This is a genomic window from Silvimonas sp. (assembly GCF_031291215.1).
Classification (GTDB): Bacteria; Pseudomonadota; Gammaproteobacteria; order Burkholderiales; family Chitinibacteraceae; genus Silvimonas; species Silvimonas soli.
This window is the reverse complement of the sequence record NZ_JARLJK010000144.1, coordinates 205245-229024: the sequence shown is the minus strand read 5'-3', so window position 1 is coordinate 229024 and position 23780 is coordinate 205245. Positions and strand designations below refer to the sequence as shown.

At 57.5% G+C, this 23780-nt stretch carries 28 protein-coding genes and 1 riboswitch; of the genes, 17 read left to right on the top strand and 11 right to left on the bottom strand.

The genetic code is table 11. The features are described from left to right. Positions 1-7: 7 nt before the first annotated feature. Together P4L78_RS20360 and P4L78_RS20355 are read left to right on the top strand one after the other, a co-directional pair. Positions 8-1051 (top strand): histidine kinase, encoded by a 1044-nt coding sequence (locus tag P4L78_RS20360; protein WP_309330319.1) that lies wholly within the window; start codon positions 8-10, stop codon positions 1049-1051. Positions 1052-1055: 4 nt separating this feature from the next. Further along, positions 1056-1772, top strand: a complete 717-nt coding sequence (locus P4L78_RS20355) for a LytTR family DNA-binding domain-containing protein (RefSeq protein ID WP_283151335.1) — start codon at positions 1056-1058, stop codon at positions 1770-1772. Between the two features lie 100 nt (positions 1773-1872). On the opposite strand, the gene P4L78_RS20350 is transcribed toward P4L78_RS20355, so the two are convergent. The 3 genes from P4L78_RS20350 to P4L78_RS20340 form a co-directional block, all read right to left on the bottom strand. Then, a complete protein-coding gene (locus P4L78_RS20350) occupies positions 1873-2247 on the bottom strand; it encodes a diacylglycerol kinase (protein WP_283151334.1) in 375 nt (124 codons plus the stop codon). Between the two features lie 9 nt (positions 2248-2256). After that, positions 2257-3027 carry a BPSS1780 family membrane protein gene (locus P4L78_RS20345; RefSeq protein ID WP_283151333.1) on the bottom strand — a complete coding sequence of 257 codons (771 nt, stop codon included), beginning with the start codon at positions 3025-3027 and terminating at the stop codon, positions 2257-2259. Positions 3028-3361: 334 nt separating this feature from the next. Continuing rightward, a complete protein-coding gene (locus P4L78_RS20340) occupies positions 3362-4555 on the bottom strand; it encodes an acetate kinase (protein ID WP_309330316.1) in 1194 nt (397 codons plus the stop codon). A gap of 373 nt (positions 4556-4928) precedes the next feature. On the opposite strand from P4L78_RS20340, the gene P4L78_RS20335 reads away from it, so the two are divergent. Continuing rightward, the gene (locus P4L78_RS20335) at positions 4929-5414 is read left to right on the top strand and encodes an E3 binding domain-containing protein (RefSeq protein ID WP_283151331.1); all 486 of its coding nucleotides are present in this window, start codon (positions 4929-4931) and stop codon (positions 5412-5414) included. A gap of 18 nt (positions 5415-5432) precedes the next feature. Here the strand turns inward: P4L78_RS20335 and P4L78_RS20330 are convergent, their stop codons facing one another. The 4 genes from P4L78_RS20330 to P4L78_RS20315 form a co-directional block, all read right to left on the bottom strand. Continuing rightward, positions 5433-6497 carry an FUSC family protein gene (locus tag P4L78_RS20330; RefSeq protein WP_309330314.1) on the bottom strand — a complete coding sequence of 355 codons (1065 nt, stop codon included), beginning with the start codon at positions 6495-6497 and terminating at the stop codon, positions 5433-5435. Positions 6498-6659: 162 nt separating this feature from the next. Then, positions 6660-7730, bottom strand: coding sequence for a 3-deoxy-7-phosphoheptulonate synthase AroG (gene aroG / locus P4L78_RS20325; RefSeq protein ID WP_283151329.1), 1071 nt, complete (start codon positions 7728-7730; stop codon positions 6660-6662). A gap of 301 nt (positions 7731-8031) precedes the next feature. Further along, positions 8032-8448: an RNA polymerase-binding protein DksA gene (dksA, locus tag P4L78_RS20320; protein ID WP_283151328.1), complete on the bottom strand. Its 417-nt coding sequence runs from the start codon at positions 8446-8448 to the stop codon at positions 8032-8034. Between the two features lie 180 nt (positions 8449-8628). Further along, positions 8629-8937, bottom strand: a complete 309-nt coding sequence (locus P4L78_RS20315) for a c-type cytochrome (protein WP_283151327.1) — start codon at positions 8935-8937, stop codon at positions 8629-8631. A gap of 164 nt (positions 8938-9101) precedes the next feature. Between P4L78_RS20315 and P4L78_RS20310 the strand changes: the two genes are divergently transcribed. From P4L78_RS20310 to ruvA, 3 genes are all read left to right on the top strand, one after another. Further along, complete coding sequence (locus tag P4L78_RS20310; protein WP_283151326.1) at positions 9102-9965, top strand: energy transducer TonB; 864 nt, start codon at positions 9102-9104, stop codon at positions 9963-9965. Continuing rightward, positions 9965-10486 carry a crossover junction endodeoxyribonuclease RuvC gene (gene ruvC, locus P4L78_RS20305; RefSeq protein ID WP_283151325.1) on the top strand — a complete coding sequence of 174 codons (522 nt, stop codon included), beginning with the start codon at positions 9965-9967 and terminating at the stop codon, positions 10484-10486. Before P4L78_RS20310 ends, ruvC begins: the two co-directional genes overlap by 1 nt. Positions 10487-10561: 75 nt before the next feature. Then, a complete protein-coding gene (gene ruvA, locus P4L78_RS20300; RefSeq protein ID WP_283151324.1) occupies positions 10562-11161 on the top strand; it encodes a Holliday junction branch migration protein RuvA in 600 nt (199 codons plus the stop codon). Here the strand turns inward: ruvA and ribB are convergent. After that, positions 11127-11813 (bottom strand): 3,4-dihydroxy-2-butanone-4-phosphate synthase, encoded by a 687-nt coding sequence (gene ribB, locus P4L78_RS20295; RefSeq protein WP_309330310.1) that lies wholly within the window; start codon positions 11811-11813, stop codon positions 11127-11129. The two genes, ruvA and ribB, sit on opposite strands and share 35 nt — an antisense overlap. 162 nt (positions 11814-11975) lie before the next feature. Then, a riboswitch (FMN riboswitch) is annotated at positions 11976-12287 on the bottom strand. 107 nt (positions 12288-12394) lie between these two features. Here ribB and ruvB point away from each other — a divergent pair. From ruvB to queC, 10 genes are all read left to right on the top strand, one after another. After that, positions 12395-13441: a Holliday junction branch migration DNA helicase RuvB gene (gene ruvB, locus P4L78_RS20290; protein ID WP_283151322.1), complete on the top strand. Its 1047-nt coding sequence runs from the start codon at positions 12395-12397 to the stop codon at positions 13439-13441. A gap of 132 nt (positions 13442-13573) precedes the next feature. Beyond that, a complete protein-coding gene (tolQ, locus tag P4L78_RS20285; RefSeq protein WP_283151426.1) occupies positions 13574-14230 on the top strand; it encodes a protein TolQ in 657 nt (218 codons plus the stop codon). Between the two features lie 12 nt (positions 14231-14242). Next, entirely contained in the window at positions 14243-14656 is a 414-nt protein-coding gene (tolR, locus tag P4L78_RS20280; protein ID WP_283151321.1) for a protein TolR, read from the top strand. Continuing rightward, complete coding sequence (locus P4L78_RS20275) at positions 14656-15540, top strand: energy transducer TonB (RefSeq protein ID WP_309330308.1); 885 nt, start codon at positions 14656-14658, stop codon at positions 15538-15540. Before tolR ends, P4L78_RS20275 begins: the two co-directional genes overlap by 1 nt. A 42-nt stretch (positions 15541-15582) precedes the next feature. After that, positions 15583-16869: a Tol-Pal system beta propeller repeat protein TolB gene (gene tolB, locus P4L78_RS20270; protein WP_283151319.1), complete on the top strand. Its 1287-nt coding sequence runs from the start codon at positions 15583-15585 to the stop codon at positions 16867-16869. A 103-nt stretch (positions 16870-16972) separates the two neighbouring features. Continuing rightward, on the top strand, positions 16973-17509 hold the full coding sequence (gene pal / locus P4L78_RS20265; protein WP_283151318.1) for a peptidoglycan-associated lipoprotein Pal: 537 nt from the start codon (positions 16973-16975) through the stop codon (positions 17507-17509). Between the two features lie 92 nt (positions 17510-17601). After that, entirely contained in the window at positions 17602-18324 is a 723-nt protein-coding gene (locus P4L78_RS20260; RefSeq protein WP_309330306.1) for a YbgF trimerization domain-containing protein, read from the top strand. A 156-nt stretch (positions 18325-18480) separates the two neighbouring features. Then, positions 18481-19134: a 7-carboxy-7-deazaguanine synthase QueE gene (gene queE / locus P4L78_RS20255; RefSeq protein ID WP_283151316.1), complete on the top strand. Its 654-nt coding sequence runs from the start codon at positions 18481-18483 to the stop codon at positions 19132-19134. A 10-nt stretch (positions 19135-19144) separates the two neighbouring features. After that, entirely contained in the window at positions 19145-20494 is a 1350-nt protein-coding gene (locus P4L78_RS20250; protein WP_309330303.1) for a chloride channel protein, read from the top strand. 5 nt (positions 20495-20499) lie between these two features. Then, entirely contained in the window at positions 20500-21201 is a 702-nt protein-coding gene (queC, locus tag P4L78_RS20245) for a 7-cyano-7-deazaguanine synthase QueC (protein ID WP_283151314.1), read from the top strand. Between the two features lie 93 nt (positions 21202-21294). Here queC and P4L78_RS20240 read toward each other — a convergent pair whose 3' ends face one another. The 3 genes from P4L78_RS20240 to rsmD form a co-directional block, all read right to left on the bottom strand. Then, positions 21295-21546 (bottom strand): YfhL family 4Fe-4S dicluster ferredoxin, encoded by a 252-nt coding sequence (locus tag P4L78_RS20240; protein WP_283151313.1) that lies wholly within the window; start codon positions 21544-21546, stop codon positions 21295-21297. A 115-nt stretch (positions 21547-21661) separates the two neighbouring features. Beyond that, positions 21662-21985: an excalibur calcium-binding domain-containing protein gene (locus P4L78_RS20235; protein ID WP_283151312.1), complete on the bottom strand. Its 324-nt coding sequence runs from the start codon at positions 21983-21985 to the stop codon at positions 21662-21664. Positions 21986-22021: 36 nt separating this feature from the next. Further along, positions 22022-22570: a 16S rRNA (guanine(966)-N(2))-methyltransferase RsmD gene (gene rsmD, locus P4L78_RS20230; protein WP_309330301.1), complete on the bottom strand. Its 549-nt coding sequence runs from the start codon at positions 22568-22570 to the stop codon at positions 22022-22024. Between the two features lie 68 nt (positions 22571-22638). Between rsmD and ftsY the strand changes: the two genes are divergently transcribed. Further along, positions 22639-23745, top strand: a complete 1107-nt coding sequence (ftsY, locus tag P4L78_RS20225; RefSeq protein ID WP_309330299.1) for a signal recognition particle-docking protein FtsY — start codon at positions 22639-22641, stop codon at positions 23743-23745. Positions 23746-23780: the final 35 nt, after the last annotated feature.

The window sequence follows — 23780 nt, the reverse complement described above, 5'->3', positions numbered from 1 at the left end:
ATCCGTCGTGAATCCAAACGTATCTATCGAGTCCGATCTGCTGCCTGACTTTCGCAATATGGGAGTCCTGCTGCGCATTCTGGTGTTTGTACACCTGGCGCTGTTCGTCTATACATTGATCGGGCTTGAACGCTGGCAAGCGTGGCCGCAGAATCTGGCCGCGGCGGTGTTGTGGCTGGAATTCTCGATGTTGCCGGCATTGTTGCTGCTGGGTTTGGCCAACCCGTTGCTGGCCAAACTGGAATATTCGCGCGGTGTTGCGGCGACCTGTGTGCTGGTCGCGGTGGCTGGCACCTTCGGGCACTGGTTATTGATGTTGGGCGTGCCCAACTGGAACGCGCTATTGGCAAATGCCGTGGTCGTGGTGGCCAGCGCACTGACGTTGCTGAAGTATTTTCATTTGCGCCAGCGAGCCTTGTCGCCGCGTTTGTCAGAGGCCAGGCTGGCTGCGTTGCAGGCGCGGATTCGCCCGCACTTTCTGTTTAATAGTTTGAATGCCGTGCTGGCGCTGATTCGTTACGAGCCAGCCAAAGCGGAACAAGTGCTGGAAGATCTGGCGGATTTGTTCCGCGTGGTCATGAAAGACAATCGCCAGCTCTCAAGGCTGGATCGCGAGGTCGAACTGGCCAAGCGATATCTGAATATCGAGATGGTGCGACTGGGTTCGCGCCTGAAAGTACAGTGGAATACCGAGAACATGCCAGGCGATGCCGCAGTGCCGCCTTTGATGTTGCAGCCACTTGTCGAAAACGCGGTCTATCATGGTGTTGAGCCCGCGCTGAATCCCGCACCAATTGAAGTACATGTTTTCCGTTTTCGCGACCAATTGCACCTGGACGTGAAGAATCCGCTGCCGCCGCCCGATGCTGTTCGCGAGCACGTTGGCAACGGGATGGCTCTCGAAAATATTCGTGAGCGATTACTATTGCATTTTGATGCTGAAGCTACGCTGACAACTCAGGCAGCGAGCGACTATTATCAAGTACACATTGTGGTGCCATACAGAGAGATCACCCATGACGACGCCGCTTCGCCTTTTTTTGGTGGATGACGAAATGCCTGCTCTGCGCAGGCTGGAAGATGTGTTGAACGATGTATCGGGCGAATGCCCCATCGAGATTGTTGGCACAGCCACCAATGGCGTATCCGCGCTGGCCCAATTGGCCGAGGCTGATGCAGACGCTGCCATTATCGATATACAGATGCCGCAAATGAGCGGCATTGAATTGGCGCGTGAGTTGCAGGGGTTGTCCCAGCCGCCCGCAATTATCTTCGCTACGGCCTTTGAAGAGTACGGCGTTGCGGCTTTTGAAGTACGCGCGATAGACTACTTGCTCAAACCGATCCGGCGCGAGCGTTTGCTCGATGCGCTGAACCGCGTGCTGGAATTGCGCCAGGCGCGCAGCCAGGCCGAACCGGCCTCGCATGCCCGCAGCCATTTCAGTGTGACCGAGCGCGGCCGTTTGCATCTGATTCCGGTAGCCGAAGCGCGTTATCTGAAGGCAGAGCAGAAATACATTACGTTGCGCACGCGTGAACGGGAGTATTTGCTGGAGGATTCACTGACCCGGCTGGAAGAAGAATTTGGCAGCCGCTTCGTGCGCATCCACCGCAATTGTCTGGTGGCGCGTGAATCGCTGGTCGGCTTTGAAAAGATGCCTTCCAATGGCGGTGAAACCCACTGGGTCGCCGTATTGAAAGACGTGCCGGAGCGTTTGGCCGTCAGCCGCCGCCAGCAGCATGTGATCAAGGAATTCAAGCGCAACGGTTGATCCGCGTTTGTAGTACCTGAAGCATCAGCAACGCCCAACAAAAACCCCGCAGCTGCAAACTGGCGGGGTTTTTTGTTGGGTACTCGAACTTGTCGTACGGTCAGGTTCCAGTGAGCCCCAAGGCCCACATCGCTGCCAGATTGATCAGGCAGATCAACTGGGCGGCGCTGCCCAGGTCCTTGGCACGCTTGGCCAGTTCGTGGCGTTCCAGCGAGGTGTGATCGACGGCGGCTTCAATGGCCGAGTTGAGCAATTCCACAATCACCGTCAGCAAGTGGCTGGCGATCACCACGGCTCGCGCCCAGGCGTGTAGTGGCACGATGAACGCCACCACAATCCCGACACAACCCAGCAACGCGACCTGGCGAAAAGCGGCCTCGTTTTTCCAGCCAGCGCTCAGCCCGTCGAGCGAGTAGCCCAGAGCATTGAAGACGCGTTGTACCCCGGTTTTTCCCTTGTACGGACTTTCAGGCACGATACTTCCTTATGGATGAGGAGGAATGTCGCTAAATTCGCTAAATACATCGGCATAGCAGCAGTAGTTAAACAGCAGCGACACCGGCAATAAAATGATGAGGCCCAGCATCATGGGCAAGCTGGCAATAACGGCCAGCACCATCAGGATCAAGCCGGCAACTGTCAGCGGCAGCCAGTTGCGCCAGAACGCCAGATAGCTGGTGCGCATGGCTTCAACGGCACGCATGTTGCGCAGAACGACCAACTGCGGTGCAAAAAAATAAATGCTGTTCATCACCAGCATGCCAAAGAAAAATAGCAGGATGAACACCAGGCTACCGGCACCCAGATCCGGGATTTCATGCGTGGTTTCGGCACTGCGAATGGCGGCGATCTGATCCGGTGAAATCAGCAAGGCTGATAGGCCGCCGAGGATCATCACGATAATCATGGTGCCGATGGCGTAAATCAGCCCGACACCCAACAGGCTGCGCGCATGCGTTTTCAGGCCGTTGAACAGATCCGGCACTGCGGGCGCGCGGTTGTTGACGCGGGATTCATTGGCGGCCCAGGCAATGCCAGCCAGCAACACCGGCGCGATCACCGGCGTAATCATGCCCAGCACCGGGATCAGCATTACGCCCATCAAAATCGTCAACGTAATTGCAGTCAGCAAGAGCCATTGCCACCAATGGCGGAAAAACAGCCGAAACGCGTCGGTGATCCAGAGCCAGCCGTGACTGGCTGGAACCCGCTTGGGCTCCACGCTGTTGTCGATGATGATGCCGGTGTAATCCATCTCGTAATTCCTTGATTGTCTGCCTCACGCTGCATCGTATTGACCAAACGGTGATGCTGACAAGTTGATCAGTATCGGCAAATGCTGTGAAAGCTGTGTGAAGCACAGAGCTATGTTGCCCGTTGTGGACCTGCATCGGTGTGATGCGTTCCCTTGCTGTCGCCGCTTGAGGATTTCAGCCGCTGCAAGCAAGGGAACACACGATAGCCGGTTTGGCTGCGATCTGGTGCAACCATCGCCATTTTTTATTACGTGGGCTGGCCGCAAAAACAAAAAGGGCACAGCGATATGCTGTGCCCTTGGGCAGAAAATGCTGAGAAAATGTTGCCGGGTCTTAGGCGGCAATACAGCGCAAGGCATGCCGCGCAATCATCAGTTCTTCGTTGGTTGGCACCACGTAAACGGCTACTTTGCTGTCCGCGCGGGAAATACGGCGTGGCTCGCCACTGCGCTTGGCATTGACGCTCTCATCAATATCCACACCCAGCCAGCGCAGCGCATTGCAGACGAGTGCGCGCAATTCGTCGTCGTTCTCGCCAATTCCGGCGGTGAACACCAGCGCATCCAGACCTTGAATGGACGCGGCCAGCGAACCCACTTGCTGCACGATGCGGTTGGCAAAGTATTCCACTGCCATGCGCGCACGCGGTTCTTTGCTGGCATGCAGCTCGCGCATATCACTGGAAACACCAGACAACCCCAACAGGCCCGATTCCTTGTACAGCAGGGTTTCGATTTCGGCGGTGGTCATTTTCAGATGCGTCATCAAATGCAGCACGATGGCCGGATCGAGACTGCCGGTACGGGTGCCCATCGGCAGGCCTTCCAATGCGGTGAAGCCCATGGTGGTCAGCACACACTTGCCCTGATCCAGAGCTGCCATCGAAGCGCCATTACCCAGATGGCAGACCACGGTGCGACCGTTGGCAGCGCGCTGGTCAATCTGCGGCAGAACGCTGGCAATGTATTCGTACGACAGGCCATGAAAGCCCCAGCGGCGGATACCCTCGCGTTCGGCCAGTTCTACCGGCAGTGCGTACAGCTGATTAATCTCAGGCTGGGTGCGATGGAAGGCGGTGTCAAAACATGCTACTTGCGGCACGTCCGGCAGCAGCGACGCCAGTGCCTTCATCGGGCCAATATTGGCGGGCGCATGCAGCGGTGCCAGCGAAATGGTTTTATCCAGTTCGGCCAACACTTGCGCGTCAATGCGTACCGGTTGAGTAAAGTTGAAACCGCCATGCACCACGCGATGGCCAATCACAGCCAGCTTGCGACCGTCGGTATGGCCATTAACCCAATCAAGCAGGTAGCGCAGGGCGTAGTCGTGGCTGCGCGGGGAATCCGCTGGCAGTTTTTCATCGGCCAGTTTGTCGCCAGCGGCATTCTTGGCAGAAAATTGCGGGTCGACGTAAATGCCTTCAACCTGACCCTTGTACAACAGCTCTGGATCAGCAGATGTTTGTGCAAACAGGGAAAACTTGATGCTGGATGAACCAGCGTTGATGATCAGAATCAGGTCATTCATGAGGCATTTCTCCTGGTTGGCATGCGGGCAGCTGGTGCTCCGGCATTCATGCCCGCGCCGCATGTAGCGGCGCATTGGGTGAGTTCCGCGATAAATCGCGCCAGCATCGCGGGTTGAACTGCTAAATCCAGTCGAACTATCGACCTTCGCCTGGGCATTACGGCGGCGATTCGCGGTCTGTAGGGCTGGCCCGGTTATACTGGCGCCTGATCGGTGAAGCTGATTTGCCATGCGCGCGTGTAATGCGATGGCATAAAATTACCGCTGCATATTTTATGACGCCATCAGAAGCAAATATTGGTACAGATCAATGCGCTTTGCGTAGATTTTTACCACGTCCAATGCGGGATACGACCGTTTACAGCGCCGAAGAATGATGACAAAAGAATATACGACCCATCTCATCTGTGCTCCCGAATTTGCGGGCCAGGCGCTGGTGGCCGAGCTGCATTCGGCCGTGGGCGCCGGTGTCAGTGCCGATGACTTGCTGGTGACCTTGCGCGCTGGCGATGACGAAATCGCCATCCACGCGCCGGCTGCCGGTTTTGTTGACCGCTATCTGGTCGAGACCGGTGATCAGATCGAGTCCACGGGCTTGCTGCTGATGATGGAAGTCGAGGACGAAGACGGCGACTGGCTGGAAATCTTGCCGCCGCCGGTGCAGCCCGGTGACGACGAACCGCCGGCGCTGGTGGCTGCTTATGTGGCCCGCCGGGATTACCTGGTCGCCAGCCTTAAAGCCGCACAACTGGCCGCACGTTTGGGTGTAGATCTGGCGGAAGTAGCAGGCACCGGTGCGCAAGGCGAAATCGAAGAACACGATGTGGAACGCCATGTGCGGGGCTTGTTGCGGCGCTAGCTAGTGCCGGGCAGCGCGTTATTTGCCAGGCAATCGATCGCGGACCTGTTGCACGAAATAACGCCGGGCTTGCTGGTTGAACGTCACCATGCCGATCAACGCGATCAGCGCACCCAATACCACGCCATGCAAACGGATTGCCAGGATGGCAACCCCCGCCGCCTGACCTTCCGGTAGCAGCAGAATATCGAACAGGATCATCAACATGGCGGTCATGAGGGCGTAGTGCGCCCAGAAATTGCGGGCCAGCGCCAGAGGGCGCAAAAACGCAAATAGCACAGCCCAGCCATACAAGGCGTAGGTTTCCGGGGTGAGATGCGTGACCAGCCAGGCCAGCGCCACTCCGATCAACGCGCCAAAGACACTGCGAAACAGCCGGGTGAGGCTATCGAGCCCGTCGGGCCGCGTGACAAACAACACCACTGCGGCCACCCAGGCGGGGCGCGGATAATGCGTGTGCTGGGCGATCCACAGCGCGGCGCAGGTCGTCACACTCAGGCCAATGGCATGCAGCAGTCCGGCACTGTGCCCGGAGCGGAGTTGGCGAAACGCATTTTTCAGACCGTTATGCTGCCGTGGTAGCGCGCGGGGCCACAGGCGGTCGTCGATCAATACACTGGCAACGCCCACGCCAATACCAATTGCCAGAAAGATAAATGCGGCGCCAGGTGGTGCGGGCAGATAGGCGTACAGCACCAGGGCCAGTGCGGCGAAGCGAAAGATGTTGTCCATTGCAACACCCAGACCGTCGCTCCAGCCGATAGCAAAAGTGAGCAACGCCAGCAGCACAAACATCATGACGTGATGCGGCCCCAGCCACAGACCCAAAGCGCCGCAGCCCAGGATCAGGCACAGGCCAAATGCCTGAGTCAGTAGTCGATGCCGTGCCGTGCCGCCGTAATCCAGCAACGTGGCATACAAGCCCCCGACTGCGCCCAGCAAGGCGCCAACAGGATTATTGGTAAGCAGGCCGATCAGCGCGGGCAGCCCAACTGCAATGCCCGACGATACGGCCTGGCGCCACGGCAAGGTGGCGTCGGCATTCAAGGCCAGCAGGTGAAGTGGAACGAGTGGTTGGCGCATCTCTGGGTAGCTGGGTATTGGCGGTTCACCATGAAACTACACTATCGACCACCGCACCGTGGTTCTGCTCACAAATAAACCAACCGGTAACGAAGCGTTGGCCAATAAAAAAACGCCCCTGACGAGGCGTTTTGTCGTGCGAGCTAATCGGCAACGTCCCGATCAGGCGCCGATTTTGCCCAAGGCGCGACGTTGTGCCACGGCGTTGGCCAGTTCTTGCAGGGTTTTTTCGGTGTCGCTCCAGCCGATGCAGGCATCGGTAATGGATTGGCCGTAGCACAGTGGCTGGCCTTCAACATGATCCTGGCGACCTTCCACCAGATGGCTTTCGATCATCACGCCGAAAATGGCTTTGTTGCCTTCGCCAATTTGCGCGCTGATATCTGACGAGACTTCCATCTGCCGGCGATAGTCTTTGCGACTATTGGCATGACTGAAGTCGACCATCAGTTTTTCTGGCAAACCGACTGCAGCCAGATCGGCCATGGCAGCGCGCACGTGGTTGGCGTCGTAATTCGGTTCTTTGCCGCCGCGCAAAATCACATGGCAATCCGGGTTACCGGCGGTGGCGACGATGGCGGAATGGCCCATCTTGGTTACTGACAAGAAATGATGCGGTGCCGAGGCGGAACGGATGGCATCAAGCGCAATACGCAGATTGCCGTCGGTACCATTCTTGAAGCCGACCGGACACGAAATCCCCGAAGCCAGTTCGCGGTGAACCTGAGATTCGGTGGTACGTGCACCAATGGCGCCCCAGCTCATCAGATCAGCCACATATTGCGGGGTGATCATGTCGAGGAATTCGCCAGCAGTAGGCAAACCGGTGTCGTTCAGATCCAGCAGCAACTTGCGTGCAATGCGCAGGCCTTCATTGATATTGAAGCTGCCATTGAGAAACGGATCATTGATCAGGCCTTTCCAGCCTACGGTAGTGCGCGGCTTTTCAAAGTACACGCGCATGACCACTTCAAGATGAGCTTTGTGCTGTTCACGCAACGCGATCAGCTTGCGGCCATATTCCAGTGCCGCAACCGGATCATGGATGGAACAGGGGCCAATGATGACCAGCAGGCGGTCGTCGCGATCATGCAGGATATTCTGGATGGCCTGGCGGCTCTGGAAAGCGGTCCTGGAGGCTGTTTCGGTGACCGGATACTTTTCCAGAACGGCAACCGGAGGCAGCAACTCCTTGATTTCACGGATACGTACGTCGTCGGTCTGGTATTGCATAAACAGTCCTGGAGGTCGGCCGGTGCCAAGGCTTGCTGCACCGCAAGATTTTTGGGAAACCACTAGAGTAGCTTGCCCGCCAGCGCGGAACAAGAGTGAAAGCACGTATTCGGGGCGATGCGCGGCCGTGGCGCACGGATGTTGTGCCGGATTTGGCGTTACCGCGTCAGTGCACGCGATCATAAACAGCGGGTGCAGAAAACAACAACGCACCCGGCCGGGATGGCAGCGGGTGCGATGCGCATGAAACAGCAAAGCGAACTAGTGCCCGCTCTGCGTAATGGCCGCAGCCAGTTGCAGATCAGTCAGCGAACTGCTTTTTCAGGCGTTCGCGGCGTTCCTGGGCTTCCAGCGACAGCGAAGCGGTCGGACGGGCAACCAGGCGGGCCAGACCAATCGGCTCGCCAGTGTCTTCGCAGTAGCCGTAAGAGCCATCATCCAGTTTGCGCAGCGTGGAGTCGATCTTCAGTAGCAGCTTGCGTTCGCGATCACGCGTGCGCAGTTCCAGTGCGTATTCTTCTTCCAGCGTTGCGCGGTCAGCCGGATCCGGTGTCGCTTCCTGCTCTTGCAGGTGCTGACTGGTCTGGTTTGCGTTCGCCAGCAGTTCCACCTTCATTTTCTGGAGCAGTTCCCGGAAAAACTGAAGATGGTCCTGATTCATGTAATCCCCTTCCGGACCGTTCCAGCTGAGGATGTCTTGTTCGGTGAGTTTGGCCATTGTCGTGCTCGCTTATCAGAACCGGGTGGGCCGGTGGTTAAAATGGCAAGAGGCTTACAAAACCCGGCCCGCCAAATGGGCATGGAGCTTAATCAACTCATGCGCCCAATGCAATATCAGCCAATCCACAATAAGACCGCCGGTGCAACACAAAGTGCGCCTTGTCACTGTGCTGACTGACTATTTTTGTACCAGTATCCATTTGATTATGGTGCGCAAATCTTCATCGCCAATTTGCTGCGCCGGCATCGCGATGGTGCCCCAAGTGCCGCCACCGCCTTCTTTTACTGTCTTCATCAGCTTGGCCTCTGCCCCTGGCTGCCCGCGATACTTGGCCGCCACATCCTTGTAAGCCGGGCCGACAATTTTATGATCGACCGCATGACAGGCCAGACAATTGTACTTGGCGGCGACTTTGGCGCCGTCTTCTGCATGGGCCAGAGTTGTGGCGGCAAGCAGACAGGTGAGCAGAATCGGGGTCAGACGCATTTTGATTCACATCCATATATGGGCGACGCAGCATATTAACAATGCCGGTCAGGCTTGCAAACGCCGCGCCAGGCGGCTCGTTCTTGTGAATAAGACTGCTATGCTACACTCGGCGGATGACTTCCATGACAGGCGAATTGGCAATGATGCGCGGTGAACGGTTCATGACGACAGCAATCGTCGTGTCGGCGCTCGCTCATGCCGCAATCATTATTGGCATCAAAATCGTTCGCCCCGATATGTTGCCTTCAGTTTCAACCGAGTTCATGCAGGTGGAACTCGTCAACAAAGCCACCGCCACTGCGCCCACCAAGGCCAAAGTGCGGGCCCAGGTGGACCAGGATGCCGGCGGTAACACCGATGCCGACAAACAGGTGTCCAGCCCGTTGCCTGCCAAGTCGGACCAGTTCAATACCGAATTGCAACAGGTGATGCGCCAGGAGCAGGAGCTTGAGCAAAATTCGGCTCGCTTGATGGCGCAGATCAAAAGCCAGGTTCCGGCCACCGTGCAGCAATTGCAGGATGCTGCGGATAAATCGCAACAGACCCATACGACTGGCGTCGATCACGAAAAGCTCAATCAGCAGATCAAGGATCTGAGCGGCGCGATGGGCAAGATCGACCAGGAAAACCAGGAATATCAGCAACGCCCGCGCAAGGCGCGCATTGGCTTGCCGGCCAACAAGAGCCTGACTGCAGTGTGGGAAGACCAGTGGAAGCTCAAGATTGAGCGCTTGGGTACCACGTTGTACCCGGCCGATGCCAATGGCAACAAGCTCTACGGCAAGCTGACGCTGACTGCTGAAATCAATGAAGATGGTTCGCTGCGCTCGGCCACCATCGATAGCAGTTCGGGCAATCCGAAGCTGGACGAAGCGGCGCTGCAGATCGTGCATCGTTCGGCGCCATTCAGCCGCTTGCCCAAGGGCCTGGTTGATGAAAACGGCAACCGCGCCACCGTCTTGGTGGTGGTGCGACGTTGGTCGTTCACCAAAGATCTGGCACTGCAAGCGGCGAGCGGCCGGTAATGCGCATCCTGGGTATTGACCCCGGTTCGCGGGTCACCGGGTTTGGCGTACTGGATATTGCCGGGCAGCAACGCGCGTATGTGGCGTCTGGCTGTATACGCACCCCGGTCGGTGGCACTTTGCCCGAGCGCATCGCCAGCTTGCTCGAAGGCATTGCTCAGGTCGCCGCCACTTACCAGCCTGATGTAGCTGCCGTTGAACAAGTGTTCGTGAACGTGAATCCGCAATCGACACTGATGCTGGGCCAGGCCCGCGGCGCCGTGATCTCGGCGCTGGTCATCGCCAAACTCCCCATTTCTGAATACACCGCTCTGCAGGTCAAACAAGCGGTGGTTGGCAATGGCCATGCTGATAAAGATCAGGTGCAGCACATGGTGCAGCGGCTGCTCAAGCTTAATGGCTTGCCGCAGGCTGATGCGGCCGATGCATTGGCAGTGGCGCTGACCCACGCCCAACATGCGGGCAGTGCACTCAAGCAACTTGGCGCGGGCTTGAAGATCAAGCGCGGCCGTCTGGCTTGATGTGTCCAGTGCTGTGCTGGCGCACGATCCCGCTATACTCCTCTTTTTCCCGTTCCCCTTTTCCGGATTGCACAGATGATAGGACGCCTGAGCGGCACGCTCGTCGAAAAACAACCTCCGCAACTGGTCATTGACGTGGCCGGTGTCGGCTATGAAGTCGACGTGCCAATGAGCACAATCTACGTGCTGCCGCATGTGGGCGAGCCAGTCACCCTGTTTACCCACATGGTGGTGCGTGAAGACGCCCAGTTGCTGTACGCCTTCGCCACGCGGGACGAACGCGATCTGTTCCGCGCCCTGATCAAGATCACTGGCATCGGCGCCAAGATCGCGCTGGCGATCCTGTCCGGCTTGTCTGCAGACGAACTGGCCGTTGCGATTGCTACCGAAAACATCACCCGGTTGTCCAAAGTGCCCGGCATCGGCAAGAAGACTGCAGAACGCTTGGTACTGGAACTCAAGGGCAAGCTGGGCAGCATGGCCGCCGCGACGACGACCACGGGCAAGCTGGCCGCCCCGCTGCTCGAGCAAGGCGGCCACGCCGATGTGCTGCACGCGTTGCTGGCGCTGGGTTACAACGAACGTGAAGCAGCGCAGGCCATGAAAGAGCTGCCCGCCGACGTTGAAGTGGCGCAAGGCATCAAGCTGGCATTGCGGCAACTGGTTCGCGGCTAACAGTCGTCTGCTGGGCCAGATAGCGAGCCAATGCGTCGATGGTGACCACCGGCATGCTGTGCCGTTGCGCAAATGCCATGATCTGTTCGCCAACTGCCATGGTGCCGTCCGGGTTCATTAGTTCGCACAGCACTGCGGCGGGTTTGAAGCCTGCCAGCCGCGCCAGATCAACGGACCCTTCGGTATGGCCCCGTCGTTCCAGCACGCCGCCATTGCGGGCACGTAACGGGAAGACGTGACCAGGCCGGGTCAGGTGTTCTGGCCTGGCGCCATCCGCTACGGCGGTGAGAATGGTGGTGGCGCGGTCGGCAGCAGAAACGCCAGTGGTTGTGCCCTGCGCCGCTTCGATAGTCACGGTAAACGCCGTTTGGTAACGGCTCTGATTGGCGGGCACCATCGGCAGCAGGGCCAGTGCATCGGCCAGATCATTGCTCAGGCATAAACAAACAATGCCGCTGCATTCGCGAATCATCAGCGCCATGTTGGGGATATCTACCGCCTCGGCGGCCATGACGATATCGGCCTCGTTTTCACGATCATCGTCATCCAGCAGCAACACGGGTTTACCGGCTTTGATGGTGGCAATGGCGCCTTCTACCGCATGTAATTCGGCTGAAGTCAGACTGGAAAGAGATTGCTGTGGGGAATGCATGAGAAACGTCCTCGCAAGTGATCCTGGTGATCAATAAGTAAGTGCGATAAACGTTTCAGGGCTTTGAAAAAGACAAGAAGTAAAACCAACGAATACACACCACGCAGTCAGCAAACGGCACGCGCAAAATGGCATGCACGCAATCGCTGATCTGCGCGGTGAGCACGCTCTTCTTTCATCCGGACTCTAACCGTCGGCCCCGGAATCTCCTTTCGGGGCCGCACACAAAAACGCCCTGACTGTGTTGCCGAGCCTGGCCGTACCAAACATGTACTGTCGGCGGCTCGGCGTCGTGTCATGACGCTTTTGTGTACGGCCTTTGGGATAACCGGATCTGCTGACCTTGCCGACCCGGGCCATTGTCCCGGTGATCAGCAAGCGCTCGCGGGCTCAGCGCGGGACATCCGGCGTTGCCGCCAATCCATCCATCGCCATACCGCCGGTGGGGAATTTCACCCCGCCCTGAAGACGTACCTATCCGGCTACAATAGCCGGACTGCCAGTCTAGCACGCAGCGGATTTGCCTCTCTTGGGCCTTTCCCGCATGGGCCGTGCCCGACATTTGCCTGGAACCTGCACCGATGATCGAAACCGATTCCCTTTCTGCCGCCCCCGCCGAGCGGCTGATTACTGCCAAAACCATGTCGTCGCAGGAGGAGCAACTGGAGCGCGCTTTGCGCCCCAAACTGCTGGACGAATATGTTGGCCAGAAAAAAGCACGTGGCCAGCTGGAAATTTTTATCGAAGCCGCCAAGAAACGCGGCGAAGCGCTGGATCACGTGTTGCTGTTCGGGCCACCGGGTTTGGGCAAGACCACGCTCGCACACATCATCTCGCGTGAGTTGGGAGTGAATCTGCGCCAGACCAGTGGCCCGGTGCTGGAACGCGCTGGCGATCTAGCGGCGCTACTCACCAATCTTGAGCCGCACGATGTTCTGTTTATTGACGAAATTCACCGACTTTCGCCTGTGGTGGAAGAAATTCTCTACCCAGCGCTCGAAGACTTCCAACTCGATATCATGATCGGTGAAGGCCCGGCCGCGCGTTCGGTCAAACTCGACCTCCCCCCTTTCACCTTGATTGGCGCCACCACCCGCGCCGGCATGCTGACCAACCCGTTGCGCGATCGTTTTGGCATCGTGGCGCGCCTGGAGTTCTACACTGCGGAGGAGTTGACCCGCATTGTTGAGCGTTCGGCTGGGCTCATGGATGTCAACATTCTGGGCGATGGCGCGTTTGAAGTAGCGCGACGCTCGCGTGGCACGCCACGGATCGCCAATCGCTTGCTGCGTCGGGTACGTGATTACGCCGAAGTCAAAGCCGATGGCACCGTGACCCAGGAAGTGGCCGATGCCGCCTTGTTGATGCTGGACGTCGATCACGCGGGGCTCGATGTGATGGACCGCAAGCTGCTGGACGCAGTCATCAGCAAGTTTGGTGGCGGGCCAGTGGGCCTGGACAATGTGGCGGCCGCCATAGGTGAAGCCTCGGACACCATTGAAGATGTGCTGGAACCTTATCTGATTCAACAAGGTCTGTTGCAACGCACGCCGCGTGGTCGCATCGCTACTTTGCTGGCTTATCAGCACTTTGGTTTGACCCCGCCCAAGACAGATGCGGGGATTTGATTACTGCCGCGTGAATATTCACGTGTCATAGTTTCATACAAAAAATGGCCAATACCGGCCTAAAATGTTGCGTTTTGGCCGCAATGCTGGCCATAAAGGGAGAGAAATACCGTGGAAGTTGGCACCCAGGACATGTCGATTCTGTCGCTGATCACGCAGGCCAGTACGGTCGTGCAGTTGGTCATGGCGATTTTGGTACTGGTGTCACTGCTGAGCTGGTGGCGGATTTTCAGCAAGTATTTCACCATCGCCAAAGCCAAAAAGAGCACTGACGAATTTGAAGACCGCTTCTGGAGCGGCTCAGATCTGAACGCGATGTACGAACAGGTGCGGCGCGGCAATCCAAACGGCATTGAGCGGATTTTCATCTCCGGTTTCTCGGAGTTTCTCAAGCTGCGCCAGAAAGGCGGCATGGAACTGTCTGACGTCATGGAAGGCACTCGCCGCGCCATGCGGGCCAGCTACCAGCGCGAACTGGATTACCTGGACAAACACACCTCGTTCCTGGCATCAGCAGGTTCGGTCAGCCCTTACGTCGGCTTGTTCGGTACGGTGTGGGGCATCATGCATGCCTTCCGTGGTCTATCCAATGTGGGTCAAGCCACGCTGGCTAACGTAGCGCCAGGTATTGCCGAAGCGCTGGTGGCAACCGCCATCGGCCTGTTTGCGGCGATTCCCGCGGTGGTGGCGTACAACAGCTTTGCGCACGATGTGGATCAGCTCGCCAGCCGTTTTGACAGCTTTATTGAAGAGTTCTCCAACATCCTGCAACGGCAAGCGGCCAAATAAGGGGATTGCGAAATGGCAAGATCCCGACGCCCGCGCCGCGCAATGAACCAGATCAACGTCGTGCCATATATCGACGTGATGCTGGTATTGCTGGTGATCTTTATGGTGACCACTCCGATGATGCAAAGCGGTGTGGTCAACCTGCCCTCCGTGGGCAAAGCTGATAAACAGATGGATGTCGCGCCGGTGTTTGTTGAAATTGGCGCCGATGGCGCGATCAAGGTCAATGACAAGGGCAACACGGAATCGACGCCAGACGTAAAAGGTCTGGCCGATCTGGTTAAAACCCATCTGGCCGGCAATGCTGATCGCCCGGTCGTGATCGCCGCCGATAAATCGGTGCGCTACGAAGCCGTGATGAACGCCATGGACGTACTCAAGCAGGCTGGGGTTGCCCGGGTTGGCTTGAAGGTGAATACCCACTGATGAACGCAGTGATGGAACATCGCCCACCCAAACATCCGGAAGAAAAATCCACGCTATCGCTGCTTCTGGCGCTGGCGATGCACGGCCTGTTTGTGCTGTTTTTGCTGTTCTCAGTGAACTGGCAAACGCACAAGGCGCAACCGGTGGAAGTGGAACTTTGGGGCGGCCCGCCGCCGGCAATTGAAAAAATTCCGGAACCTCAGCCGGAAAAACCGGTCAAGCAACAGGTCATAACGCCCGAGCCCGTGGTCACGCCGGAGCCAAAGCCGGATATTCAGGAAGAAAAAGTGAAGGTTGTGCCTACGCCGCGACCGACGCCTAAACCTGCGCCGACCCCAACTCCCAAGCCGACGCCAACACCGAAACCGACTGCTGCGCCAACGCCAGCACCAACCAAGGCGCCCAAGCCGACGCCAGAGCCGAAGAAGGCTGAGAAAAAACCGCCCAAGGTCGATCCGAACTCGATGGATGCTTTGTTGTCGGCCAATACGCTGACCAATACGGCAGAGGCCAAGCCGAACGGCAAAGCGGGTGGCAAGGGCAATAACCCCGATGCCACCAGCAATACTGGCCCGGCAGGTGGTAAAGGCACTGGCGCCGGGGGGAGTGGTGGTTATCTGGCGAGCTTGAGCAGTCTGTTGCGGTCCAGAATTCATTACGTGCCTAACGGGGATGAAAACCCCGCGGTCAGCATGCGCATCACTGTTTTGCCTGATGGCACGGTGCAGGATGCGCAAGTGGTCAAGCCAAGTGGTAATTCGGCCTACGATGATGCAGTGAAACGCGCCATTCTGGATTTGGGGCGCTTGCCACCAAGACCGGGCAGCGTGCCGTTTACCGGCGAATGGCGTTCACTGACGGCGAATTTCCGGCTTAAAGACTGACGCATCACCAGCTAATACACATTGAACAAGGAGAACAAACCAGTGCTGCTACGCTTTGCCCGTTTTGTACTAGCCATGAGCCTGCTGGCCAGCGCCGCGGCGCGTGCCGATATCTCGTTCGATGTCGTGGGCGTGGGTGCCAATCAATACCCCATTGCGATTGCCCCGTTCCAGAACGAAGTGCAGCAGCAACAGCCGGTTACGACCGTCGTGAGCGATGACTTGACCCGCAGCGGCTTGTTCAAGGTGATTGGGGCCGGTGATCTTTCGCCGGTGCCATACCAACCCAGCCAGATCAATTTTGGCGCGGTGGCTGCCAAAGGCGCGCAAACCGTGCTGATCGGTAATGTTTCGCCGTCGAGTAACGGCCAAGTGTCGGTCAAGTTCTGGCTGATGGATGCCGCCAGCAAGCAACAACTGGTGGGTTACGAGTTGATCGTGCCGCCTACCAAAATGCGTTACGCCGCGCACAAGATTTCCGACATGATCTACCAGAAGATCACCGGCTTTGGTGGCATGTTCACTTCACGCATCGCCTACATTACCAAGCAAGGCAAGCGCTTCGAGCTACAAGTGGCCGATGCCGATGGTTTTGGCTCGCAAGCTATCCTGGCATCCAACCAGCCGATCATGTCGCCCAAGTGGTCGCCCGATGGCACCCGCCTGGCCTATGTATCGTTCGAAGACCAGAAACCGGTGGTGTATATCCAGGATCTGTTGTCTGGCAAGCGCTGGAAAGCTTCCAACTTCAAGGGCAGCAACTCCGCCCCGGCCTGGTCGCCTGACGGCTCAAAACTGGCGGTGGTGCTGACGCGTACTGGCGGCTCACAGATTTATCTGGTTGATGCCAGCGGCCCCAATAGCAACAGCAGTAATGCCCGTCAGCTGACCAACACAGGTGACATCAATACCGAACCGTCTTTTACTGCCGATGGCCAGATCATCTTCACTTCTGACCGTGGCGGTAGCCCGCAAATCTATCGGATGTCTGGCAACGGTGGCGCGGCCGAGCGTCTCACCTTTCAGGGCAGCTATAACGCCTCTGGCAAAGTCAGTGCCGATGGCAAGTCTCTGGTGTTTGTGACCCAGAGCGGTGGTTACAAGGTCGCTATCATGGATATGTCCACCCGCCAGGTGCAGGTGTTGACCGATAGCAGCCGTGACGATTCGCCCACATTTGCGCCCAATGGCCGGATGGTGCTGTACGAAACACAGGCTGGAGGTAAAGGAGTTTTGGCGGCAGTGTCCAGCGATGGACGCGTCAAGGCTCGCCTCAGAGCGCAAGCGGGTGATGTAAGGCAGCCGGCATGGGGACCCATGCTGAAATAAAACAGTCGGGACGCACACGCAGCCGTGCCATTCAAACAAGCGGGCTGCGGCAACTCGTTGCTGCCAATGGGTTGCAGATGCACACTTTTGGAGATAATTGAATATGAAAAAAATCTTGATGAGCGCATTGCTCACTGCCTTGCTTGCCGCGTGCGCTTCTTCGCCCAAGCCAGCTCCTGTCACTACCGGGACCACCACTCCGCCTGCTGCTGATACCAAGCCAGCTACCGTTGACCTGACCCAGGGCAAAGCATTGCCTGCCGGCTACAGCGCGCTGACTGACCCGAACAACATCCTGTCGCAACGTAACGTTTACTTCGCATTTGACTCGTACGTGGTCGACAGCAAGTTCAGCGACCTGGTCCAGGCGCATGCCAAGTACCTGCTGGAACACAAGGATGCCAAGATCATCCTGCAAGGCAATACCGATAACCGCGGTACTGCCGAATACAACATGGCGCTGGGTCAAAAGCGTGCGGAAGCTGTCAAGAAACAGCTGAGCGCGCTGGGTGTACCGGATAGCCAGATCGAAACCGTGAGCTTCGGTAAGGAAAAACCGCTGGAACAAGGCGATACCGAAGAAGCATGGTCGCGTAACCGTCGTGCCCAGATCGTTTATAACGGCGAATCGGCACAGTAAGGCTTGCCCGCAGGCATAAAACTGCCTATCGTGCAGCGTTGGACCGGCAGGCGCTGGTTCAACGCTGTTTTCACATTGAAACCCGGAAAACGATGAAACGAATCGCCGCCCTTCTCGTTCTGGCTTTTGCCACCACCCATGCCAACGCTGGTTTGTTCAGTGACGACGACGCCCGCAAGCAGATTGTCGACCTGCAGACCCAGGTGAGCTCGCAAGATCAGCGCATCCAGTTCCTGGAAGCCGCCAACAAACGCATGCTTGATCTGGTCAACCAGCTTGAACAACTCAAGCAGGATCTGGCTACCTTGCGTGGGCAGAATGAAACGCTGCAATACAATCTGGATGAAGCCACCAAGCGCCAGAAAGATTTGTACGTTGACCTGGACACGCGTGTTCGCACGATCGAACAAGCCAAGGCTCAAGCCGTACAAGAGCAGCAAGCCAGCAATCAGCAATCGCTGGATGCTGCCATCGCGCTGGCCAAAGGCGGCAAGAACAAAGATGCGGTCAATGCACTGACGCAGTTTATCCAGGCCAATCCGGACAGCGCACATACCGCCACCGCCCAATACTGGCTGGGCGTGAGCCAGACCGGCCTGAAGAACTACAAGGCGGCGCAAGCTGCTTATGGTGCCGTGCTCGACCAGGCGCCGGATGATCCCGTTGCGCCGGATGCACTCTATGGCCGCGCTGTCGCTGCCAATGCCGCGGGCGATAAAAAGGGTGCGCGCGCCTATCTGCTACAATTGCTGGAAAAGTATCCCTCATCGGATAAAGCCGCCATCGCCAAGAAGGCGTTGCTGACCACCAACTGAGGTGGGCAACACAAGATTGACGCGGCGTCGGTCATGGCCGACGCCGTTTTCATTTCCGCCGGACTTTTATCTGGCTCGGAAAACCCGGCTGCGTTACTGCTGTAATGCGCCATCTGCAATCCGCTGGACTGTGTTTCCGGCACGGAGTATTCATCAATGGCTGAACAAGCACCCTCTTTACGTATTACCGAAATCTTTTTCTCGCTGCAGGGCGAAACCAGCCGCATGGGCGTGCCCACGGTTTTTGTACGTCTGACAGGCTGTCCTTTGCGCTGTGGCTATTGCGACAGCGCGTATGCATTTCATGGTGGCGAAACCCAGAGTTTTGACACCATCCTTGAGAAAATCCGTTCGTTTGGTGCCAACGTCATTTGCGTGACTGGCGGCGAGCCGCTGGCGCAGAAGCACAGCCTGGCGTTCCTGCAGCGACTATGCGACGAGGGCTTTGACGTCAGCCTGGAAACCAGCGGTGCTTTGGCCATTGAAGGCGTGGATGCGCGCGTGTCCCGCATCGTTGATATCAAAACCCCAGGCTCGGGTGAGCTGGCCAAAATGCGCTGGGAAAACCTGGACGCCATCAAAACCGGCGACGAGGTCAAGTTCGTATTGGTTGACCGCGCAGACTACGAATGGGCGCGTGACTTGTTACGCGATAAAAAACTGAACGAACGCGCCCCGGTACTGTTCTCACCGGTCTGGGAAACACTCAAACCGGCCGATCTGGCCGCCTGGGTGCTGGAAGACCATCTGCCGGTGCGCATGCAAGTGCAGTTGCATAAAATTCTTTGGGGTGATCGCCCAGGCGTTTAAACGAACCCCAATGTCCGACTCTCCACAATTACACGGCCATTTGATGAAGCTGCGTATCCTCGCTATCCGCATTCTGGTTCGACTCAAGGAACTGCCCTATCGCAGCCGCTCTACGCTGGTGTTCTGGGGTGGCGCGGCAATGGTGGGGTTGGTAGCCGTATTGCTGGCCAAATGCGCGGAATGGGCTTTTCTGGGCTTTCAGCATCTCACCGCGCGCTGGTTCTGGTGGCCGCTGCTGGCGCTGCCATTGGGCGGGATGGGCATTCGCTGGTTGATGTCCCGACTGGGCCGCGGAGCGGAAGGCAGCGGCATCCCGCAAGCCATGGCAGCCATCAAGGTCGCCGAAGAGCCAGAACAAGCGGAGAGGCTTCTCTCGCTGCGTATTGGGGCCATCAAGTTTCTCGGGATTGTGCTGGGTGCGGGCAGCGGTTTTGTGCTGGGGCGCGAAGGCCCGACGGTGCAGATTGGTGCCAGCATCATGTACGCCTGCCGCCGCTTTTTACCTTTGGCCGATCCGGTATTCCAGCGCCAATTGATTCTGGCGGGCGGCGCAGCGGGTATCGCGGCTGCCTTCAACACGCCACTGGCGGGGATAGTGTTTGCCTTTGAAGAACTGGCGCGCTCGGTCGAAACCGAAACCAGCGGCAAGTTGATTGGTGCCGTCATCCTGGCTGGTGTGGTTTCGCTGGCGCTGATTGGCGACTACACCTACTTTGGGCGGATTCACGTACCGGAGTTCGAGTACAGCATCCTCCCGCCGATGATATTGGTAGCGGTGGTGGCCGGACTGATTGGCGGGCTGTTTTCCTGGCTTTGTGTGCATCAAACGCGCTGGTTACCGGGCCCAGTATTGCATTTCCGGGTGGCCCATCCGTACTGGTTCATCGCCCTGTGCGGGCTGGCCATTGCCTTGTGTGGCCTGATCCTGCCGATTTTTGGCAGCGGCGCCGATGAAACCAGCCGGGCCATCAGCGGACATGGCTTGTTGGCCTGGTATTACCTGCCGCTCAAGTTTGTCAGCCTGCTGGCCACTTTCCTCACCGGTTTGCCGGGCGGCATTTTTGCCCCGTCCCTGGCTTTGGGCGCAGGCGTCGGTAGCTGGTTTGCGCCGCTGTTTGCCGACACCATCCATATCAAAATTCTCGCCATCGGCATGGTTGCCATGCTGGCGGCGGTGACGCGGGCGCCGATTACCTCGGCCATCATCATGATCGAAATGACCGATGGTCACGCCATGGTGATCTCCACGCTGGCAGCCGCAATGGTGGCTTCCAGCGTGGCCCGTATCTATCGAACCAATCTTTATCACGATCTGGCTGCCAATATCCTCAAGCAAATGGCTGCGCAGAAACGGGAGTAACGCATATGACTACACAATCTTCGTCACTCAAACCGGCTGTCATTCTGTTGTCCGGCGGACTGGATTCGGCTACTTGCCTGGCGATTGCCAAAAGCCGCGGCTTCGCGCCGTATTGCTTGTCGTTTGATTACGGCCAGCGCCACAACGCCGAACTCAAAGCCGCAGCGCGCGTGGCCAAGTCGCTCGGCGCAGTTGAGCATCGCATCATCAAGATTGATCTGGCGGTGTTTGGTGGTTCGGCGCTGACCGATGCGGCCATTGAAGTGCCAACAGATGGCAAGACTACTGAGAACGAGATTCCGGTTACCTACGTGCCCGCACGCAACACCATTTTGTTGTCGTACGCACTGGCGTGGGCCGAAGTACTGAAGAGCGATGATATTTATATCGGTGTAAACGCGGTGGATTACTCCGGCTACCCGGATTGCCGCCCTGACTATATCGCCGCCTACCAGCAAATGGCCCGACTGGCGACGCGTACTGGCGTGGAAGGCTCCCCGCTGACTATACACACCCCGCTGATTACCTTGTCCAAAGCTGAGATCGTACAAGCCGGGCTGGCGCTGGGTGTGGACTACAGCCAGACCGTGACGTGCTACAAAGCGGATGAGGATGGCCGTGCTTGTGGTCAGTGCGATGCCTGCCGTTTACGTGCAGCCGGGTTTGAAGCCGCGGGGGTGGCTGATCCGACCCGTTATCAAGGCTGATGTTGCCACCTTGGGTGGCGCGAATCACTGGCGTAAAAAAACCGGACGTATCACCGTCCGGTTTTTTTATTGGCATGCGGTCTGCGAAGACGCTTATGCCTTGCCCGAGATGATCAGATATTTTTGATACAACTCTTCTTTCGATTCTTTTGCTTCCGGATTGAACGGAATGCAATCGACCGGACAGACCTGCTGGCATTGCGGTTCGTCGTAATGGCCAACGCACTCGGTACACAGGTTCGGATCGATCTCGTAAATCTCAGCGCCTTGCGAAATTGCGCTATTGGGGCATTCGGGTTCGCAGACATCACAATTGATGCATTCATCCGTGATCATCAGCGCCATGGCGATATTCCTTCAAAATCAGCTACGTTTAGAACGGCGGCGATTGTCCCACGTTCCTTACTACGGGACAACGGCATATCTGTTGGACGGCAGTGCGGGTGGATCGTTTCGTGAATTAGTGGCACCACTGCTGTTCGCATGGGACACCATCGTGATTACCGTCCATTTTCGGGTTAGGGCAGTTGTTAAGGTAAAACTTTGCCTCCTCGCATGACCTCATTTCGCTGCAGTAGTGCTTGTCTTCGCACTGAAACACGGCCTGTGTTGCGCGTACCGGCAAATCGTTAGCAGCTACCCGGTCATCGCCGGGAGCAACCCGTGGTAATGCACGGTTGGTGCTGGCCAAGGCCGCGGCGTCGACTGCTTTGGCCTCCTGGTAGTGTTGCCAGCCGCGCACACCAACAAACGCGAGCAATAGCAATACGATGAGTTTCTTCATCTATTGTTGCCCTATTGTGATGATTGGATCATTTGTTCAACCAACTCGCCGCAGCAAACCACAACGCACCGCGCCCGCTTTCAGTTCCCGCGTCACTTCCCAGCCCGGCAAATCTGGCCACTGCCCGCACTCGGCATAAACCACCGCGTCATCATTGAGCAGGCCCGCCACCAGTTCCAGCGCCTGGGGTAATAGATCGGAGGCGAAGGGCGGGTCAAGAAACACCACATCAAACTTGCCGGATGCATTTTTCAACCAGGTGATGGCATCGGACCAGATCAGTTCGACGTTGGTCATACCCAATGTTTTGTGGTTATCGGACAACGCGGCATACACCGGCTTGGCTTTTTCCACCATCACCACACGTTTGGCATTGCGTGATGCGGCTTCAAAACCCAGTGCGCCACTGCCCGCAAACAGATCCAGACAAACCTGTCCGGTCAGATCCTGGCCGAGCCAGTTGAACAGTGTTTCGCGCACGCGATCCGGCGTCGGACGCAGGCCATCGCCGTCCGGAAAATGGACCATGCGGCGCTTGTATTCGCCCCCAATTATGCGAACCTGGTTTTTATGCTGTCCTGCCATGCCTCACCCGCGCTAAAATCGCGCCAAATCAGATATTTTCCGCCATTGGCGACGCGACGCAAACACCTATGTTCGATTTTTTCCGCAAGAAACCCAAAACCGACCCGACAACACCTGTTGCCGAACCGGTATCCACGCCGCTTGAGCCCGTCGAGCCGCCTGCTACGGCGCCAATTGACGTTGTCATCGCCCCGGAAGCCATTGTAGCGGTCGAAGTGCCTGTTCCGGCACCGGAACCGCCGCAACCGCAACCGCAAGAAAAGCCCAAAATGTCTTGGGCAGAGCGGCTGAAGGCCGGTCTGGCCAAAACCCGGGATTCGCTGAGCAAGAATCTGGCTGGCTTGTTTGGCGGCGGCCAGATCGATGAAGAGTTGTATGAAGAGCTGGAAACCGTGTTGCTTACCGCCGATATGGGCGTGGAGGCTACCAATACGCTGCTGAAAGATGTGCGCGACCGGGTGTCGCTGCGTGGCCTGAAAGACGCTTCCGAATTGCGCCAGGCGCTGAAAGAAGCGTTGCTTGAACTGATTCAGCCGCTGGAACAGCCGCTGGTTATCACTCCGCAAAAACCTTTTATCTTGATGGTTGCCGGTGTTAACGGCGCCGGTAAAACCACCAGCATCGGCAAACTGGCCAAGTACTTCCAGGGCCAGGGCCATAGTGTGCTGCTGGCGGCCGGTGATACCTTCCGCGCTGCGGCACGCGAACAACTGGTGGTCTGGGGCGAGCGCAATGGCGTGCAGGTGATCTCCCAGGCATCCGGCGATGCCGCAGCGGTGGCGTTCGATGCGGTCAACGCCGCCCGCGCCCGCCAGTGTGATGTGATCATTGTCGATACCGCCGGCCGCCTGCCGACTCAGCTGAACCTGATGGAAGAAATCAAAAAGGTGAAGCGTGTGGTGCAAAAAGCAGACCCGACTGGTCCGCATGAAATCATGTTGGTGATCGACGCCAATACCGGCCAGAATGCAGTCAGCCAGGTCAAAGCCTTTGACGATGCGCTGGGCCTGACGGGGCTGGTGCTGACCAAGCTGGACGGCACCGCCAAGGGCGGCGTGATTGCGGCGATTGCCAAGCAACGGCCAGTGCCGATCCGCTTTATTGGTGTAGGTGAAACCATCGACGATCTGCGCCCGTTTGTGGCGAAGGATTATGTTGATGCGTTGTTTGATTGACGATTGATATATCCGGTCCCCGCGGCATGGTTACC